The sequence below is a fragment of the Oricola thermophila genome, assembly GCF_013358405.1.
Lineage (GTDB): Bacteria > Pseudomonadota > Alphaproteobacteria > Rhizobiales > Rhizobiaceae > Oricola > Oricola thermophila.
The window spans coordinates 3,436,623-3,453,516 of the sequence record NZ_CP054836.1; the positions used below are offsets into that span (position 1 = coordinate 3,436,623).

Genomic DNA, 16,894 nt, shown 5'->3' on the forward strand with positions numbered 1-16,894 from the left:
GCTGCAAAGCACATGTCCATTCTCGTCAACAAAGACACCAGGGTTCTCGTCCAGGGCCTGACCGGCAAGACCGGAACCTTCCACACCGAGCAGGCGCTCGCCTATTACGGCACCCAGATGGTCGCCGGCATCCATCCCAAGAAGGGCGGCGAGACCTGGATCGCCGGCGAGGGCGCGGGCGAGAAAGCCGGCGCCGAACTGCCGATCTTCGCCACCGTCGGCGAGGCGAAGGAGGCGACCGGCGCCAACGCTTCCGTGATCTACGTGCCGCCGGCAGGCGCCGCGGCAGCCATCATCGAGGCGATCGAGGCCGAGATCCCGCTCATCGTCTGCATCACCGAGGGCATCCCGGTGATGGACATGGTCAATGTCAAGGCAAAGCTCGACAAGTCGAAGTCGCGCCTGATCGGCCCGAACTGCCCGGGCGTGCTGACGCCCGAGGAATGCAAGATCGGCATCATGCCCGGTTCGATCTTCAAGAAGGGCAATGTCGGTATCCTGTCGCGCTCGGGAACGCTCACCTACGAGGCAGTGTTCCAGACCACCAACGAGGGTCTCGGCCAGACGACGGCCGTCGGCATCGGCGGCGACCCGGTCAAGGGCACCGAATTCATCGACGTCCTCGAGATGTTCCTCGCCGACGACGAGACCGAGTCGATCATCATGATCGGCGAGATCGGCGGTTCGGCCGAGGAAGAGGCCGCGCAGTTCCTCAAGGACGAGGCCAAGAAGGGCCGGAGCAAGCCGATGGTCGGCTTCATCGCCGGCCGCACGGCGCCTCCCGGACGCACCATGGGCCATGCCGGCGCGGTGATCTCCGGCGGCAAGGGCGGCGCGGAAGATAAGATCGCGGCGATGGAGGAGGCGGGCATCCGCGTCTCGCCGTCGCCGGCGCAGCTCGGCAAGACGCTTGTCGAGGTGCTGAAGGGCTAGAACAAGCGGGCGGGGCGGCGCGTCCGCCCCGCACACCGCCTGACCGGCGGTTACCGGGGAGGCAGGACGGCGCAAGACCGCCGAAGGTAACCGAAGCGCAACGCGCGTATTGTAACCCAGAAAGGGCGCAACCTGCCCGAAAAGGTGAAGCACATGGCACGCACCGACAAACTGAACGACATTTTCGCCTCCACTTCGTTCCTCTATGGCGGCAATGCCCATTATATCGAGGAACTCTACGCCCAGTATCAGGACAACCCTGCTTCAGTTCCGGTCGAGTGGCAGGCCTTTTTCGGCGACCTCCAGGACCGGCCCGAGGACGTGCGCAAGAACGCGCAGGGCGCCTCCTGGGAGCGCGACAACTGGCCGATCACCCCGAATGGCGAACTGACATCGGCGCTCGACGGCAACTGGGCCGAGGTCGAGGCGCACATGGGCGCGAAGCTGAAGGAGAAGGCGGAAGCCGCCGGCGCGACAACCGCCGAGGCCGACATCATGCAGGCGACGCGCGATTCCGTGCGCGCGATCATGATGATCCGCGCCTACCGCATGCGCGGCCACCTGCACGCCAACCTGGACCCGCTCGGCCTCGCAGAGCCGAAGGAGGACTACAACGAGCTCGACCCGTCGTCCTACGGCTTCACGGAGGCGGACTACGACCGCAAGATCTTCATCGACAACGTTCTCGGGCTGGAATACGCCACCATCCCCGAGATGCTCGACATCCTGAAGCGGACCTACTGCTCGACCATCGGCGTGGAGTTCATGCACATCTCCAATCCGGAGGAGAAGGCATGGATCCAGCAGCGCATCGAGGGGCCCGACAAGGGCGTGACGTTCACGCCGAACGGCAAGAAGGCGATCCTGCAGAAGCTGGTCGAGGCGGAGGGCTTCGAGCAGTTCATCGACGTCAAGTACAAGGGTACCAAGCGCTTCGGCCTCGACGGCGGCGAGTCGCTGATTCCCGCACTTGAACAGATCATCAAGCGCGGCGGCGCGATGGGGCTGAAGGACATCGTCCTCGGCATGGCCCACCGCGGCCGCCTCAACGTGCTCTCCCAGGTCATGGGCAAGCCGCACCGCGCCATCTTCCACGAGTTCAAGGGCGGCTCCTATCAGCCGGACGATGTCGAGGGGTCCGGCGACGTGAAGTACCACCTCGGTGCCTCGTCGGACCGCGAGTTCGACGGCAACAAGGTGCACCTCTCGCTGACGGCCAACCCGTCGCACCTGGAAATTGTCGATCCCGTGGTCATGGGCAAGGCGCGCGCCAAGCAGGACCAGCACGCCGGCGGCGCGCAGCGTCCCGAGGTCGTGGGGCTGGAGGAACGCTCCAAGGTGCTGCCGCTGCTCATCCACGGCGATGCGGCATTCGCAGGCCAGGGCGTGGTCGCGGAATGCCTCGGCCTGTCGGCGCTGCGCGGCCACCGCGTCGCCGGGACGGTGCATTTCATCATCAACAACCAGATCGGCTTCACCACCAATCCGCGCTTCTCGCGTTCCTCGCCCTACCCGTCCGACGTGGCGAAGATGATCGAGGCGCCGATCTTCCACGTGAACGGCGACGATCCGGAAGCCGTGGTCTATGCGGCCAAGGTGGCCACCGAGTTCCGCATGCTGTTCCACAAGCCGGTCGTCATCGACATGTTCTGCTACCGGCGGTTCGGTCACAACGAGGGCGATGAGCCCGCGTTCACCCAGCCGCTGATGTACAAGAAGATCCGCACCCACAAGACGACCGCGCAGCTCTATGCCGAGCAGCTGATCGCCGAGGGGCTGATCACCGTCGACGAATACGAGAAGATGAAGTCGGACTGGCGCGAGCATCTGGAAGCCGAGTTCCAGGCCGGCGACTCCTTCAAGCCGAACAAGGCCGACTGGCTTGACGGCAAGTGGTCGGGCCTGTCCAAGGCCGACAATGAGGACGAGCGTCGGCGCGGCAAGACGGCCGTGCCGATGAAGACCCTCAAGGAGATCGGGAAGAAGCTGACCCAGGTTCCCGAGGGCTTCAACGTCCACCGCACCATCAAGCGGTTCATGGACAACCGTGCCAAGATGATCGAGACCGGCGAGGGCATCGACTGGGCGACGGCGGAGGCGCTGGCCTTCGGCTCGCTGTGCCACGAGGGCTACGGCGTGCGCCTGTCGGGGCAGGACTGCGAGCGCGGCACCTTCTCGCAGCGCCACTCGGTCCTCTACGACCAGGAGACCGAGAGCCGCTACGTGCCGCTGAACAGCATCTCGCCGGCCCAGGGGCGCTACGAGGTCATCAACTCGATGCTGTCGGAAGAGGCGGTCCTCGGCTTCGAATACGGCTACTCGCTGGCCGAGCCCAACGGGCTGACGCTGTGGGAGGCGCAGTTCGGCGACTTCGCCAACGGTGCACAGGTTGTCTTCGACCAGTTCATCTCGTCGGGCGAGCGCAAGTGGCTGCGCATGACCGGCCTCGTCTGCCTGCTGCCGCACGGCTACGAGGGCCAGGGGCCGGAACACTCGTCGGCACGCCTCGAGCGCTTCCTGCAGATGTGCGCCGAGGACAACATGCAGGTCGCGAACTGCACCACGCCGGCCAACTACTTCCACATCCTGCGCCGGCAGCTGAAGCGCGACTTCCGCAAGCCGCTCATCCTGATGACGCCGAAATCGCTGCTGCGTCACAAGCGGGCCGTCTCGTCGCTTTCCGAGATGTCCGGCGAGAGCGCGTTCCACCGGCTGCTGTGGGACGATGCGGAATACCGCAAGGATTCCAAGACCAAGCTGGTGACGGATTCGAAGATCCGCCGCGTCGTGATGTGTACCGGCAAGGTCTATTACGACCTTTACGAGGAGCGCGAGGCGCGCGGCATCGACGACATCTATCTCCTGCGCCTGGAACAGCTCTATCCGTTCCCGGCCAAGGCGCTGATCACCGAACTGTCGCGCTTCAAGAACGCCGACATGGTCTGGTGCCAGGAAGAGCCGAAGAACATGGGCGCATGGTCGTTCATCGATCCGTATCTCGAATGGGTGCTTGCCCACATCAATGCCAAGCACCAGCGCGTGCGCTATACGGGCCGCCCCGCCGCGGCCTCGCCGGCGACGGGCCTGATGTCGAAACACAAGGAACAGCTTGCCGCCTTCCTCGAGGACGCCCTCGGAGAATGACGGCACGACCGGAACCCCGACTTTGACCTGGAAAGACTGAACAATGGCAACAGAAATCCGCGTACCCACCTTGGGCGAATCCGTGACCGAGGCGACGATCGGCAAGTGGTTCAAGAATGTCGGCGATGCCGTCGCCGACGGCGAGACGCTCGTCGAGCTGGAAACCGACAAGGTGACGCTGGAAGTGCCGTCGCCGGCCGCCGGCACGTTGGGCGAGATCGTCGCCAAGGAAGGCGACACGGTCGAGGTCGACGCGCTGCTCGGCATGCTGAACGAGGGCGCGGGCGCGCCAGCGGCAGCTCCGGCGAAAAAGGAAGAGGCGGCCCCGGCGAAGGCCGAGGAAAAGCCGGCCGCCCCGGCCGCGGAAGGGACCGGCGACATGCCGCCTTCTCCTGCCGCCGCCAAGATGATGGCCGACAAGGGCATCGCCGCGGAACAGGTCTCCGGCACCGGCAAGCGCGGCCAGGTCCTCAAGGGCGACGTGATCGATGCCATCGCATCGGGCGCGACCGCGCCCCAGCCGGCGGAAGCGCCGAAAAGCGCCCGCGGGCCGTCGCCGGAGGCTGACGCCGCGCGCGAGGAGCGCGTGCGCATGACCAAGCTGCGCCAGACCATCGCGCGCCGCCTCAAGGACGCACAGAACACGGCCGCCATGCTGACCACCTACAACGAGGTGGACATGACGGCGGTGATGGAGTTGCGCAAGAAGTACAAGGAGCTGTTCGAGAAGAAGCATGGCGTGAAGCTTGGCTTCATGGGCTTCTTCACCAAGGCGGTGACGCACGCCCTGCAGGAGATTCCGGCGGTCAATGCCGAGATCGACGGCACCGACATCATCTACAAGCACTTCTGCCACATCGGCGTGGCAGTCGGCACCGACAAGGGCCTCGTGGTGCCGGTGGTGCGCGATGCCGACCAGATGTCGATCGCGGAAATCGAGAAGGAGATCGGCCGGCTCGGCAAGGCGGCGCGCGACGGCACGCTGTCGATGGCCGACATGCAGGGTGGCACCTTCACCATCTCCAACGGCGGCGTCTACGGCTCGCTGATGTCCTCGCCGATCCTGAACGCACCGCAGTCGGGTATCCTCGGCATGCACAAGATCCAGGAGCGCCCGGTGGCCCTCAACGGCCAGGTCGTGATCCGGCCGATGATGTACCTCGCGCTGTCCTACGACCACCGCATCGTCGACGGCAAGGAGGCCGTGACCTTCCTGGTGCGGGTCAAGGAGAGCCTCGAGGATCCGGAACGTCTCGTTCTCGATCTTTGATCCCGCCGTCGCGGACAGGGACAGAACTCAATCGACCGTCAGGCGCGAAACGCGCGGAAAGGACAAGAAATGGCCTATGACGTTGTGGTGATCGGATCGGGACCGGGCGGCTATGTATGCGCCATCAAGTGCGCGCAGCTCGGCCTGAAGACCGCGATCGTGGAAAAACGCGACACGCTGGGCGGCACCTGCCTGAACATCGGCTGCATCCCGTCCAAGGCACTGCTGCAGGCGTCGGAGCAATTCGTCGCGGCCGAACACACGCTGCCGAAGATGGGCGTGAAGGTGGGCAAGCCGAAACTCGACCTGAAGGCGATGATGGCGCACAAGGACGCCACCGTGAAGGCCAATGTCGACGGCGTCGCCTTCCTGATGAAGAAGAACAAGGTCGACGTGCTGCGGGGCACCGGCAAGGTGCTCGGCGAGGGCAAGATCTCCGTGACCGGGGACGACGGCAAGGCCAAGGACATCGAGGCGAAAAACATCGTCATCGCCACCGGCTCCGATGTCGCCGGCATTCCCGGCGTCGATGTCGAATTCGACGAGAAGGTGATCGTGTCGTCCACCGGCGCGCTGGCGCTTGAAAAGGTGCCGGGCCGCCTGGTGGTCGTCGGCGGCGGCGTGATCGGCCTTGAGCTCGGCTCGGTATGGAAGCGCCTCGGCGCGGAAGTCACCGTGGTCGAGTATCTCGACACGATTCTCGGCGGCATGGACGGCGAGGTGTCTAAGCAGTTCCAGCGGATGCTGGAAAAACAGGGCATGACGTTCAATCTCGGTGCGAAGGTCACCGCGGTCAACAAGACGGCCAAGGGCGCGGAAGTCACTTTCGAACCGGCCAAGGGCGGCGACGCGCAGACCGTGGCCGCGGATGTCGTGCTGGTCGCGACGGGGCGCAAGCCCTACACGGAGGGCCTCGGACTGGAGAAGGCGGGGGTCGTGCTGGACGAGCGCGGCCGCGTCCAGGTCAACGAGCACTGGCAGACCTCAATCACCGGCGTCTATGCCATCGGCGACGTGGTCGCCGGCCCGATGCTGGCGCACAAGGCCGAGGACGAAGGCATGGCGGTGGCCGAGGTCATTGCCGGCCAGCACGGGCACGTGAACTATGACGTGATTCCCGGCGTGGTCTATACCGAGCCGGAAGTCGCCTCCGTCGGCAAGACCGAGGAAGAGCTGAAGAAGGCCGGCATCGAGTATGTCTCCGGCAAGTTCCCGTTCACCGCCAATGGCCGCGCGCGCGCCATGCTGGCGACAGACGGCTTCGTCAAGATCCTCGCCGACAAGAAGACGGACCGCGTGCTCGGCGTGCACATGGTCGGTCACGGCGTCGGCGAGATGATCCACGAGGCGGCGGTGCTGATGGAGTTCGGCGGATCGTCGGAAGACCTGGCACGGACCTGCCATGCGCATCCGACCCTGTCCGAAGCCGTGCGGGAGTCGGCGCTGGCGACCGCTTTCGGCAAGCCGATCCACATGTGACGGCCATCCGAAAAAGTAAACAAGACTTAACGGTTTTGTTGCAGATTGTAGAAAGACGGTGAGCGCATCGTGCGCTCACCGTCTTTTTCACGAGGATACGGGATCTTGTTCACTCCATGCCGACGGGCCGGCCAGCCGGCGACAACACTGCTTGCCGCCTTCCTCCTGGCCGGCGTCGCGCCTTCCATGGCCGGCGACATGCCGCCGGGCATCGAGTTCGAGCTTGGCGGCGGGGGCGCTGTCGCGCCGCGCTACGAAAGCTCGTCGGAATATCTGGTCAGCCCGTTTCCCACCTTCCGGCTGAAGCGTCTGACCTTCTCCAACGGCTTCCAGATCGGGGGCGGTGACGGCATGGGTCTGTCGCCATATCCGTCCTTCAATTTTCGCGGCGCGCGCAAGGCCGCCGACACGCCGGCCCTGGCCGGCCTCGCCGACGTCGATGCAGCGGTCGAGCTGGGTCTCGGACTGTCCTATGCGACACCTGGCTTCCGGGTGTTCGGCGAGGTGCGCCGGGGCGTCACCGGGCATGACGGCATGGTCGGCGAAATCGGCGCGGATCTCGTGGCCCGTCCGGGCGACCGGCTGACACTGGCCGCCGGGCCGCGCGCCTCGTTCGCAGACGCGGAATACATGGATACCTATTTCGGCGTCACGGCAGCCGAGGCGATTGCATCGGGCATGCCGCAATTCGATGCGCGGTCCGGTTTCAAGTCCTACGGACTGGCGGCCTCGGCGCGCTTCGACCTGTCGGAGAACTGGGCGCTGGAAGGGAGCGCGCGCTATGACCGGCTGACGGGCGATGCCGCCAATTCCCCGGTAACCGGCGCCGGTTCCCGGAACCAGTTCGGTTTCCGCCTCGGCCTCACGCGCAGCTTCCGGATCGATTTCTAGAGACAGGCGGATCCTGCCGGCCGCCGCGACGGCAAGAAAAGGCCCGACGTTTCGGTGAAACGCCGGGTTGGAGTTTTCTGGAGATCAGCCGACGTTCAGGCTTTCTGCCATGCGTCGAGATATTTGATCAGCCACGCATCGACCGGAATTTCCGCTGTCTGCACCTTCTTCAGTGCATGCAGGTCGACAGGTGTCTGGTTTTTCGCGACGGTCTCGTGCATCGGACAGGCAACCGCGCTGCCGGCAACGAAGAGAACGGTCGCAAGTCCAAGGCCCAGTGCTTTGATAGACATGCGCTGCTCCTTTTCCCGGCCCGGAACAATTCGGGCTCCCCACAGGTTAACGCAAGGTGAGGTTTTCGCCAAGGGTGGAGCCGATCACGAATTCGCGCGTCACCCGGCCGGTATTGCCGGAATGTCTCCGGCCGCATTTCGGCCGTTGCGGCTGCGGGGACGGCGTCAGTAGACCGGCGTGACCGTGTAGCCGGCCTCTTCGAGCAGGGCGGCGATGCCCTTCTCGCCGGGCAGGTGCAGCGCGCCGACGGCGACGAAGGCGCCGCCCGCATCGAACAGCGGTCGCGCGCGCTTCACCATGGTCTCGTTGCGGACATGGACCATGGTTTCCTCGAATTCCGCATAGCCGGCGTCGGTGTCCCCGCCGGAAACGTCCGCCGTCACCCAGCGCAGCATCGGCCACACGGCGCCGGTCCGCCCCTCGGCGTAAAGCGCGATCATGGTCTCGATGACGTCGTCCACCCGGTCACCGAGCCGGAGCGAGTCGACGAGGCCGCTGACGTGGAACTCCATGGGCAGCGAGGCCATGGCCTCGAACTGCTCGACGATCGTCTCCAGGCCGACCAGGTCCTTGCCCTCGCGCTCGGCGTCCTGGGCGAGCCTGATGTCGAGGAAGGGCTGGCCTTCCTTCTTGCGTTCCATCTCGCATTCCGGCAGCGCCACCATGGCGGTGATCAGCCAGGGCTTCATGCGTTCGACCAGCGCCAGCTGCACGCCGCGCTCGGCCAGTCCCTGCTCGAGGATCGCGCGCTGCCCCTCGTCGAGATAGTCCGACAGGCCCTTACCGTCGGTGAACATGGTCAGTTCCGGCTTGGAGAACAGCGCCATCTGCGCCTTGGCCGGATCGAGGATCTCGGTCGATTCGATGGCGACCGCGCGCGCTTTCGCGAAGGCGGCCTCGGCCGCCGGCGGCATGGCGGTCACGCGCGGATCCGTCAGGTGCATGGTGCCGAACAGCCAGGACGGCTCCACGCCGTCCTTCTCGACGCGGAACAGGAGCGTGTCGCCGTTGACCGTCCTTGCCGCCTCCTCCAGGAGCGCCGCATAGGCGTCCGGGTCATCGTGCTGCATCTCGATGAGCAGGTTCTCCCCGCCGCACGCCTCGGCGGACGCCGCCGGCAGGGCCTGGGCGGCGACAAACAGGACCACGAGAAAGCTCGCGACGAAGAGCGCGTTGGCAAGGCCAAGCGCGGCGAGAATCGGTCCGGACAGGCGGTCCAGGTAAGCGGTGATGCCATTCATGGGCGGGACGCTAGCCGAAAATGCCGACGAATCCGTTAAGACGGCTCCGTGAATGCAGGGTTTCAGGCGCGCGGATGAGCCTTGCGGTAGATGTCCAGCAGTCGCGCCGTGTCGACGCCGGTATAGACCTGCGTGGTCGAGAGGCTGGCATGGCCGAGAAGTTCCTGGATCGTGCGCAGGTCTCCGCCGTTGCCGAGCAGGTGCGTGGCGAAGGAGTGGCGCAGCGCATGCGGCGTGGCGGTCTCGGGCAGGCCGAGCGCGCTCCTGAGCCTGCGCATGTCGCGCTGCAGGACGGCTGCCCGCAGCGGCCCTCCGCGGGCGCCCCGGAATAGCGGCTCGCCGGCCGCCAGATCCCAGGGACAAAGCCGGCGATAGAGTTCCGTGGCGTCGAAGACCACCGGCAGCAGCGGTACCATGCGCGTCTTGTTTCCCTTGCCGGTGACGCGAAGCGCGCGCTCGCGACGGTCGCAAAGGGCTTCGCCGGTCAGCGACAACGCCTCCCCGATACGCAGGCCGCAACCGTAAAGCAGCGTCAGGACGGCGGCATTGCGGGCGGCGATCCACGGTTCCTCGTTGAGCTGTTCCGAGGCGTCGACCACGCGCAGCGCGTCGGAGGCGGTCAGCGGCTTGGGCAGGGACTTCGGCTGGCGCGGCGCGCGCATGGACGTGACGGCGGCGGCGTTGGCCAGCCCCTCGCGCTCGAGATAGCGCATGAAGGAACGTATGCCGGCAAGACCGCGTCCCAGCGTGCGGGCACCCGCGCCGCCGGCGCGGCGGCGGGTCAGGAAGGCGCGGAAATCGAGCGATTTCAGCCCGGCGACGTCGGCCAGTCCCGGGGGAGCGCCCAGGTGCTCCGTCAGGAAGGCGAGGAACTGGCGCGTGTCGCGCTCATAGGCCTCGATCGTCTTGTCGGCCAGCCGCCGCTCCGACGCAAGGCGGTCCAGCCAGGTCTTGCGCGCAGCCGCGAGATCCGGCCTGGCATTGACGAGAAGTGCATCGGTTTCGGTCATGTCCGCATATTGCCCGGCAATGGTTACCGGGCGATTGCAGCGCTTGGCGCGAAACCCAAAAGGCTGTATCGCGTGCGCGGCAGACACGGAGTGACGAATGGGAAAGCCGGACAATCCCGTCCTGATGGGGGTCATCGGCGCGCCGCACGGCGTGCGCGGCGAGCTGCGCGTGAAATCCTACACCGCGGATCCGCTGGCGCTCGGCGATTACGGCACGCTCTACGATGCGCAGGGACGCGCCTTCGACGTCACCGACATTCGCCCGGCAAAGACCGTTGTCGTCGTCCGCTTCGCGCAGGTGACCGACCGCGCCCAGGCCGAGGCGCTGAACGGCGTCGAGCTCTATATCGACCGCGACCAGCTTCCCGACGAGGCGCTGGACGAGGACGAGTTCTTCGTCGCCGACCTGGTCGGCCTGGACGCGCTGGACGAGAATGGCGCGAGGATCGGGGAGGTGATCGCCGTGCACAATTTCGGCGCCGGCGACCTGCTGGAGATCGCACCGTCCACCGCATCGGGAGGGATCGCGCGCAAGCGCGCCTTCCTGGTTGAGTTCTCGCGCGAGACCGTGCCCACGATCGACTTCGAGGCCGGCACGCTGACGCTGATCCGCCCCGGGGAGATCGAGGCGCGGGGGCCCGGGAACGGCGAAGGGGACGAAGGGGCATGAGTTTCCGCGCGACCGTTCTCACCCTCTATCCGGACATGTTCCCGGGCACGCTGGGCCAGGCGCTGGCCGGCCGGGCGCTTTCGCAGGGCACATGGGACCTGCAAACGGTGCAGATCCGCGACTACGCCACCGACAGGCATCGCAGCGTCGACGACACGCCGGCCGGCGGCGGAGCGGGCATGGTGATGCGCGCCGACGTTCTTGCCGCCGCTCTCGACGCCAATGCCGGGCCCGACGATCCGCGCCCGCGCCTGCTGATGAGCCCGCGCGGAAAGCCGCTGACCCAGAAGCGCGTGCGCGCGCTGGCCGAGGGCCCCGGCGTCGTCATCGTCTGCGGCCGCTTCGAGGGCGTCGACCAGCGCGTCATCGACGGGCGCGACCTCGAGGAAGTCTCGATCGGCGACTACGTGCTGTCGGGCGGCGAGGTGGCGGCGCAGGTCGTCCTCGACGCGGTGATCCGCCTGCTGCCGGGCGTGATGGGGAATGCCGAATCGGGCGAGACGGAGAGCTTCGAGGACGGCTTGCTGGAACACCCGCACTATACCCGCCCGGCGGAGTGGGAAGGCCGGACCATCCCGGAAGTGCTGACCTCCGGCAACCATGCGAAGATCGGGAAATGGCGCCGGGAGCGGGCGGAGGAACTGACGCGGGAAAGGCGGCCGGACCTTCTTGCGCCCCGAAAGGATGACGAGGGGGCGTGACAAATGCCTCGTTCTCCTGTATGGACGCGCGGAATTCGGGCGGCATGTCCCGATCTCAACAGCAATTACGAGCTCGTGAAAACGCTCCGGCCCTCGGGCCAGGCATGACGGTCTTCGCACTTTCTGCCCATTGTGAGCGCTCTGGCGGTTCAAAAGAACAAGAGGAATGGAACAATGACGGACATCATCCGCCAGCTCGAGGCCGAACAGGCCGCCAAGATTCTCGAAAAGCGCAAGCTCCCGGAGTTCTCCCCGGGCGATACCGTTCGCGTGCAGGTGCGCGTCACGGAAGGCAAGCGCACCCGTCTGCAGGCCTATGAGGGCGTGTGCATCGCGCGTTCCGGCGCCGGCTTCAACGAGAACTTCACTGTGCGCAAGATTTCCTATGGCGAGGGCGTGGAGCGCGTGTTCCCGGTCTACTCGCCGCTGGTCGAGGCCGTCGAGGTGGTGCGTCGAGGCAAGGTGCGCCGGGCCAAGCTCTATTACATGCGCGGCCTGACGGGCAAGAAGGCCCGCATCAGCGAGAACACCAATGCCCGTTCCCGCAAGCTGAACGAGGAAGAGCGCCAGAAGATGCTCGACGAGAAGGCGCGTCTCGAGGCCGAGAAGATCGCCGCTGCGGAAGCGCTGGCCGCCGAAAAGGCTGCCGAGGAGGCCGCGAAGGCCGCCGAGGCCGAGGCTCCGGCAGAAGAGAACAACGCGTAAGGATTTTCTGCGTCCTGCAGGTTAGTCAAGGCGGGCTTTCAGCCCGCCTTTTCTTTGCGATTCGCGCGCCGGCGCTTGATCCCGCAGGGTTTTTCTTGCCAGTGTCTCGCCCGGGGCCGGACGCGCATCCGCGCCCGGCATGAATGGAGGCTGTCATGATTTCCCGTCGTTTCGTACTCGGCGCTTGCGCCGCCCTCGCACTTCTTCCCGCCGCGGCGACCGCGCAGGAGCTGCCGGATCTCGGCGGACGCACCATCGTCGTCGTCACCGAGAACGCCTATCCGCCGTTGCAGTTCATCGATCCGAAATCGGGCGCCGCGATCGGCTGGGAATATGACGCCATGGCCGAGGTCGAGAAGCGGCTGAACGTCACGGTCGAGTACCAGAACACCTCCTGGGATGCGATGATCCAGGCCGTCTCGGACGGCCAGTACGACATGGGCATGACCGGCATCACGATCCGCGACGACCGCAAGGAAAAGGTCGATTTCTCGGATCCCTACATGCATTCGGAAATGCGCATGCTGGTGCGCGCGGACGAGGATCGCTTCTCCGACGAGAAGGAATTCGCGGAGCAGGACGGGCTGCTGATCGCCGCCCAGCCGGGCACGACACCGTTCTACGTCTCCGTCTACGACATCCTCGACGGCGACGAGCAGAATCCGCGCATCAAGCTGTTCGAGACCTTCGGCGCCACCGTGCAGGCGTTGCGGGCCGGCGATGTCGATCTCGTGCTCACCGACGGCGTGGCGGCGAACGGCTATGTCGAATCGTCGGGCGGCAAGCTGAAGGTGATCGGCGGACCGCTGGGTTCCGAGGATTTCGGCTTCATCTTTCCGAAGGGCTCCGATCTCGTCGCGCCGATCAATGCCGCGATCGCGGCCATGAGGGCCGACGGAACGCTCGACGCGCTCAACAAGAAGTGGTTCCTCGACTACAAGCTCGGCGAATAGGGGCCGATGCGAAGGGGAATGCGCGCCAGGCGGCGGGAGGCAGGCGGTGCGCGCTGACGGGAACGGCAGCAAGGACTTTCCGTGGTGGCTGGTCGCGCTCGGCGCGATCGGCTTGGTGCTGGCGGTGGTCATCGCGGCCAGCGACATCTACAGCCAGGTCTTCTCCACGGTCGTCAGGGGCGCCCGGATCACGGTCTTCGTAACGCTGGTCGGCTTCGCGCTCGCCTCGCTGCTCGGCCTTGTGATCGCGCTAATGGGCCTGTCCGGATCGCTGGCGCTGCGGCAGATCGCCCGCTTCTATGTCGAGGTGATCCGCGGTGTGCCGATCCTCGTGCTGCTGTTCTACATCGCCTTCGTGGGCGCGCCCGGCCTCGTCTGGCTCATCAACGCCGTCACCGCTCCGCTGCAGCAGGCGGGCCTGATGGAAGAGATCCTGGTGCGCGACCTATCGCTTCTCTGGCGCGCGGTGCTGGCGCTCATGATCGGCTATTCCGCCTTCATCGCCGAGGTGTTCCGCGCCGGCATCCTTGCCGTCGACGAGGGCCAGATCGAGGCGGCGGAAGCGCTCGGGCTCAACCGCTGGCAGCGATTCCGGCTGATCGTGTTCCCGCAGGCCATCCGCACCATCCTGCCGCCGCTTGGCAACGATTTCGTCGCCATGGTCAAGGACTCCTCGCTGGTCTCGGTGCTCGGCGTGGCCGACATCACCCAGATGGGCAAGGTCTATGCGGCCGGCTCCTTCCGCTTCTTCGAGACCTATTCCATCGTCGCCTACATCTATCTCGTCCTCACCGTCGGCCTGTCGCTGCTGCTGAGGAGGCTGGAAAGGCGGATGCGGCGTGCCGGCGGGGACGCGTCCTGAGCGGCGCGGACCTTGTCGCGGCCACCGGCGAGGACCAGATTGCCGTGAGCGGGGAAAGTTGATAGATACGCCGCCATGGAAGAGCTGTTCGGACATCCCGGCTTCAAGGGCTTCACGCTGCAGGACCGCAAGCGCCTGCCGTCGCGCTTCTTTGCGCGCGTTGCGCTGATGCAGCTCGCACGGCTCGGCTGAGCCCTACCGACGCTCCCGGCAACATGCCGGCTTTCGCTTTCTTCACGGCCCTGAATGGATGACGCAACAATGACCGCACCGCGCACACTTTACGACAAGATCTGGGACGACCACCTGGTCGACACGGCCGAGGACGGCACCTCGCTGCTCTATATCGACCGCCACCTCGTGCACGAGGTGACCAGCCCGCAGGCCTTCGAGGGACTGCGCATGGCCGGCCGCACGGTGCACGCGCCCTCCAAGACGCTTGCCGTCGTCGACCACAACGTTCCGACCACGCCGGACCGGGTCGAGGGCATCAAGAACGAGGAAAGCCGCATCCAGGTCGAGGCGCTGGCGAAGAATGCCGCGGACTTCGGCGTCGAATACTATTCCGAGAAGGACAAGCGGCAGGGCATCGTCCACATCGTCGGGCCGGAACAGGGCTTCACCCTGCCGGGCATGACCATCGTGTGCGGCGACAGCCACACCTCCACCCACGGCGCCTTCGGTGCGCTGGCGCACGGCATCGGCACCTCCGAGGTCGAGCACGTGCTCGCCACCCAGACGCTCATCCAGCGCAAGGCGAAGAACATGCTGGTCCGCGTGGACGGCAAGATTCCCGAGGGCGTGACGGCCAAGGACATCATCCTCGCCATCATCGGCCATATCGGCACCGCCGGCGGCACCGGCTACGTGATCGAATATGCCGGCGAGGCGATCCGCTCGCTGTCCATGGAAGGCCGCATGACGGTCTGCAACATGAGCATCGAGGGCGGCGCGCGCGCCGGGCTGATCGCGCCGGACGAGACGACCTTCGAATATATCAAGGACAAGCCGCGCGCGCCCAAGGGCAAGGCCTGGGACATGGCGCTGGAATACTGGAAGACGCTGAAGAGCGACGAGGGCGCCCATTTCGACAAGGTGGTCGAGCTGGATGCGGCCGACCTGCCGCCCATCGTCACCTGGGGCTCGTCGCCCGAGGACGTTGTCTCCATCGAGGGCGTGGTGCCGAATCCCGACGAGATCGAGGACGCCAACAAGCGCGCATCGAAATGGCGCGCGCTCGACTACATGGGCCTGAAGCCGGGCACGAAGATGACCGACATCGCCATCGACCGGGTCTTCCTCGGTTCCTGCACCAACGGACGCATCGAGGACCTGCGGGCCGCGGCGAAGGTCGTGGAAGGCAAGAAGGTCGCCGACAGCGTCAGCGCGATGGTCGTGCCGGGTTCCGGCCTCGTCAAGGAACAGGCCGAGGCCGAGGGCCTCGACAGGATCTTCATCGAGGCCGGCTTCGAGTGGCGCGAGCCGGGATGCTCCATGTGCCTTGCCATGAATGACGACCGGCTGAAGCCGGGCGAGCGCTGCGCGTCGACCTCCAACCGGAACTTCGAGGGCCGCCAGGGCTTCAAGGGCCGCACCCATCTGGTGTCGCCCGCCATGGCCGCCGCAGCCGCTATCGCCGGCCACTTCGTGGACGTGCGCAAGCTTTGAGGCCGTTGCGGTACGTCCGCAGGCTTGTCCTTCTCGTGGCAGCGCTGGCTGCGCTGCCGCTTCTCGTCATCGCGGGCCATTCCGTCGCCGGGGCAATCGCCCCGGCTTCGCCGCCGGCACCGGACGGCGCCTTTCGCGTTGCCAGCTTCAATATCGGCTATATCCGCGACCCGTCCGGCCTGCCGCGCTGGCAGCGCAGGCGCGGCGCGGTGACGGAGGTCCTGAAGCGGATCGGCGCCGACGTCATTGCCTTCCAGGAGATGGAAACCTTCGCAGGTGGCAAGTTCAACCGCGTCAACCGGCAGCTCGACTGGATCCTCGAAACCGTGCCCGGCTACGCAGTTGCAGCCTTCGGCGATCCGGAGACCTATCCCTCGACCCAGCCGGTGCTCTACCGGCCGGATGTCTTCGAGGCGGTCGACCAGGGCTTCTTCTACTACTCCGATACGCCGGACGTGATCTATTCGCGCTCCTTCGACGGCGGCTTCGACTACTACGCCTCGACGGCAACGCTCCGGCACCGCGCCAGCGGGCGGCTGATCACCTTCTTCAACGTTCACACGGACATCCGCTCGCCGGGCAACCGGCTGCGCGCGGCGGAGATGATTGCAGAGCGCGCAGCGGCGATGCGCGCGGCCGGCCGGGCGGTCATCGTGCTTGGCGACTTCAATGCCCATCGCGGCGCGCCGGTCCTCGAGATCATCCGGAGCGCCGGGCTCGAGGGCGGCCGGCTGCTGGCGCCGACCTTCCACCTCGGCATAGGGCTGCCCTTCCGGCTCGCCATCGACCACATCCTGCATGGTCCGGACCTGGTCATGATCCACGGGCCGACCATTCACAGGGCCCGGCCCGTCGGCCGCTATCCGTCGGACCATTATCCGATTTCCGCCGTGTTCGACCTTTCCGGCTCCTGACCGCCGGCGGGCGGCCCGCTCTTGGCGGAAAGGAAATCCACGAATCGCTGGATCCAGCGCCTCGCCCGATCGTGGCGAAGGTTAACCTCGCGTCAAGCGGTGTGGGCTAGTCCTTGCCCACAATGTCCTGGCTTTCGGGCCGGGGGGTATTTTCGCAGG

The 16,894-nt window shown here is 66.1% G+C and carries 15 protein-coding genes; 12 read left to right on the forward strand and 3 right to left on the reverse strand.

Features of this window, described 5'->3' with window-relative positions; translation table 11 throughout:
* Positions 1–12: 12 nt before the first annotated feature.
* The 5 genes from sucD to HTY61_RS16605 all read left to right on the forward strand — a co-directional run bounded on the left by sucD (position 13) and on the right by HTY61_RS16605 (position 7,717).
* A complete protein-coding gene (gene sucD / locus HTY61_RS16585) occupies positions 13–933 on the forward strand; it encodes a succinate--CoA ligase subunit alpha (protein ID WP_175277844.1) in 921 nt (306 codons plus the stop codon).
* A 153-nt stretch (positions 934–1,086) separates the two neighbouring features.
* The gene (locus HTY61_RS16590) at positions 1,087–4,077 is read left to right on the forward strand and encodes a 2-oxoglutarate dehydrogenase E1 component (protein WP_175277845.1); all 2,991 of its coding nucleotides are present in this window, start codon (positions 1,087–1,089) and stop codon (positions 4,075–4,077) included.
* 43 nt (positions 4,078–4,120) lie between these two features.
* Entirely contained in the window at positions 4,121–5,347 is a 1,227-nt protein-coding gene (gene odhB, locus HTY61_RS16595; protein ID WP_175277846.1) for a 2-oxoglutarate dehydrogenase complex dihydrolipoyllysine-residue succinyltransferase, read from the forward strand.
* A 69-nt stretch (positions 5,348–5,416) separates the two neighbouring features.
* Positions 5,417–6,826, forward strand: a complete 1,410-nt coding sequence (gene lpdA / locus HTY61_RS16600; protein ID WP_175277847.1) for a dihydrolipoyl dehydrogenase — start codon at positions 5,417–5,419, stop codon at positions 6,824–6,826.
* Positions 6,827–6,931: 105 nt separating this feature from the next.
* Positions 6,932–7,717 carry a MipA/OmpV family protein gene (locus HTY61_RS16605; RefSeq protein ID WP_175277848.1) on the forward strand — a complete coding sequence of 262 codons (786 nt, stop codon included), beginning with the start codon at positions 6,932–6,934 and terminating at the stop codon, positions 7,715–7,717.
* 95 nt (positions 7,718–7,812) lie between these two features.
* On the opposite strand, the gene HTY61_RS16610 is transcribed toward HTY61_RS16605, so the two are convergent.
* The 3 genes from HTY61_RS16610 to HTY61_RS16620 form a co-directional block, all read right to left on the reverse strand.
* Positions 7,813–8,010, reverse strand: coding sequence for a hypothetical protein (locus HTY61_RS16610; RefSeq protein ID WP_175277849.1), 198 nt, complete (start codon positions 8,008–8,010; stop codon positions 7,813–7,815).
* A gap of 165 nt (positions 8,011–8,175) precedes the next feature.
* Positions 8,176–9,252 carry a TraB/GumN family protein gene (locus tag HTY61_RS16615; RefSeq protein ID WP_175277850.1) on the reverse strand — a complete coding sequence of 359 codons (1,077 nt, stop codon included), beginning with the start codon at positions 9,250–9,252 and terminating at the stop codon, positions 8,176–8,178.
* A 62-nt stretch (positions 9,253–9,314) separates the two neighbouring features.
* Positions 9,315–10,262: a tyrosine recombinase XerC gene (locus tag HTY61_RS16620; protein ID WP_175277851.1), complete on the reverse strand. Its 948-nt coding sequence runs from the start codon at positions 10,260–10,262 to the stop codon at positions 9,315–9,317.
* 97 nt (positions 10,263–10,359) lie between these two features.
* Here HTY61_RS16620 and rimM point away from each other — a divergent pair, with 97 nt between their 5' ends.
* The 7 genes from rimM (at position 10,360) to HTY61_RS16655 (ending at position 16,735) form a co-directional block, all read left to right on the forward strand.
* A complete protein-coding gene (gene rimM / locus HTY61_RS16625) occupies positions 10,360–10,932 on the forward strand; it encodes a ribosome maturation factor RimM (protein WP_175277852.1) in 573 nt (190 codons plus the stop codon).
* Positions 10,929–11,633: a tRNA (guanosine(37)-N1)-methyltransferase TrmD gene (gene trmD, locus HTY61_RS16630; protein WP_175277853.1), complete on the forward strand. Its 705-nt coding sequence runs from the start codon at positions 10,929–10,931 to the stop codon at positions 11,631–11,633. Before rimM ends, trmD begins: the two co-directional genes overlap by 4 nt.
* A 174-nt stretch (positions 11,634–11,807) precedes the next feature.
* Positions 11,808–12,338 carry a 50S ribosomal protein L19 gene (rplS, locus tag HTY61_RS16635; protein ID WP_175277854.1) on the forward strand — a complete coding sequence of 177 codons (531 nt, stop codon included), beginning with the start codon at positions 11,808–11,810 and terminating at the stop codon, positions 12,336–12,338.
* Between the two features lie 155 nt (positions 12,339–12,493).
* Entirely contained in the window at positions 12,494–13,291 is a 798-nt protein-coding gene (locus HTY61_RS16640) for a transporter substrate-binding domain-containing protein (protein ID WP_175277855.1), read from the forward strand.
* Between the two features lie 46 nt (positions 13,292–13,337).
* Positions 13,338–14,153 carry an amino acid ABC transporter permease gene (locus HTY61_RS16645; RefSeq protein ID WP_175277856.1) on the forward strand — a complete coding sequence of 272 codons (816 nt, stop codon included), beginning with the start codon at positions 13,338–13,340 and terminating at the stop codon, positions 14,151–14,153.
* 261 nt (positions 14,154–14,414) lie between these two features.
* Complete coding sequence (gene leuC / locus HTY61_RS16650) at positions 14,415–15,821, forward strand: 3-isopropylmalate dehydratase large subunit (RefSeq protein ID WP_175277857.1); 1,407 nt, start codon at positions 14,415–14,417, stop codon at positions 15,819–15,821.
* A gap of 35 nt (positions 15,822–15,856) precedes the next feature.
* Positions 15,857–16,735, forward strand: coding sequence for an endonuclease/exonuclease/phosphatase family protein (locus HTY61_RS16655; RefSeq protein ID WP_175277858.1), 879 nt, complete (start codon positions 15,857–15,859; stop codon positions 16,733–16,735).
* Positions 16,736–16,894: the final 159 nt, after the last annotated feature.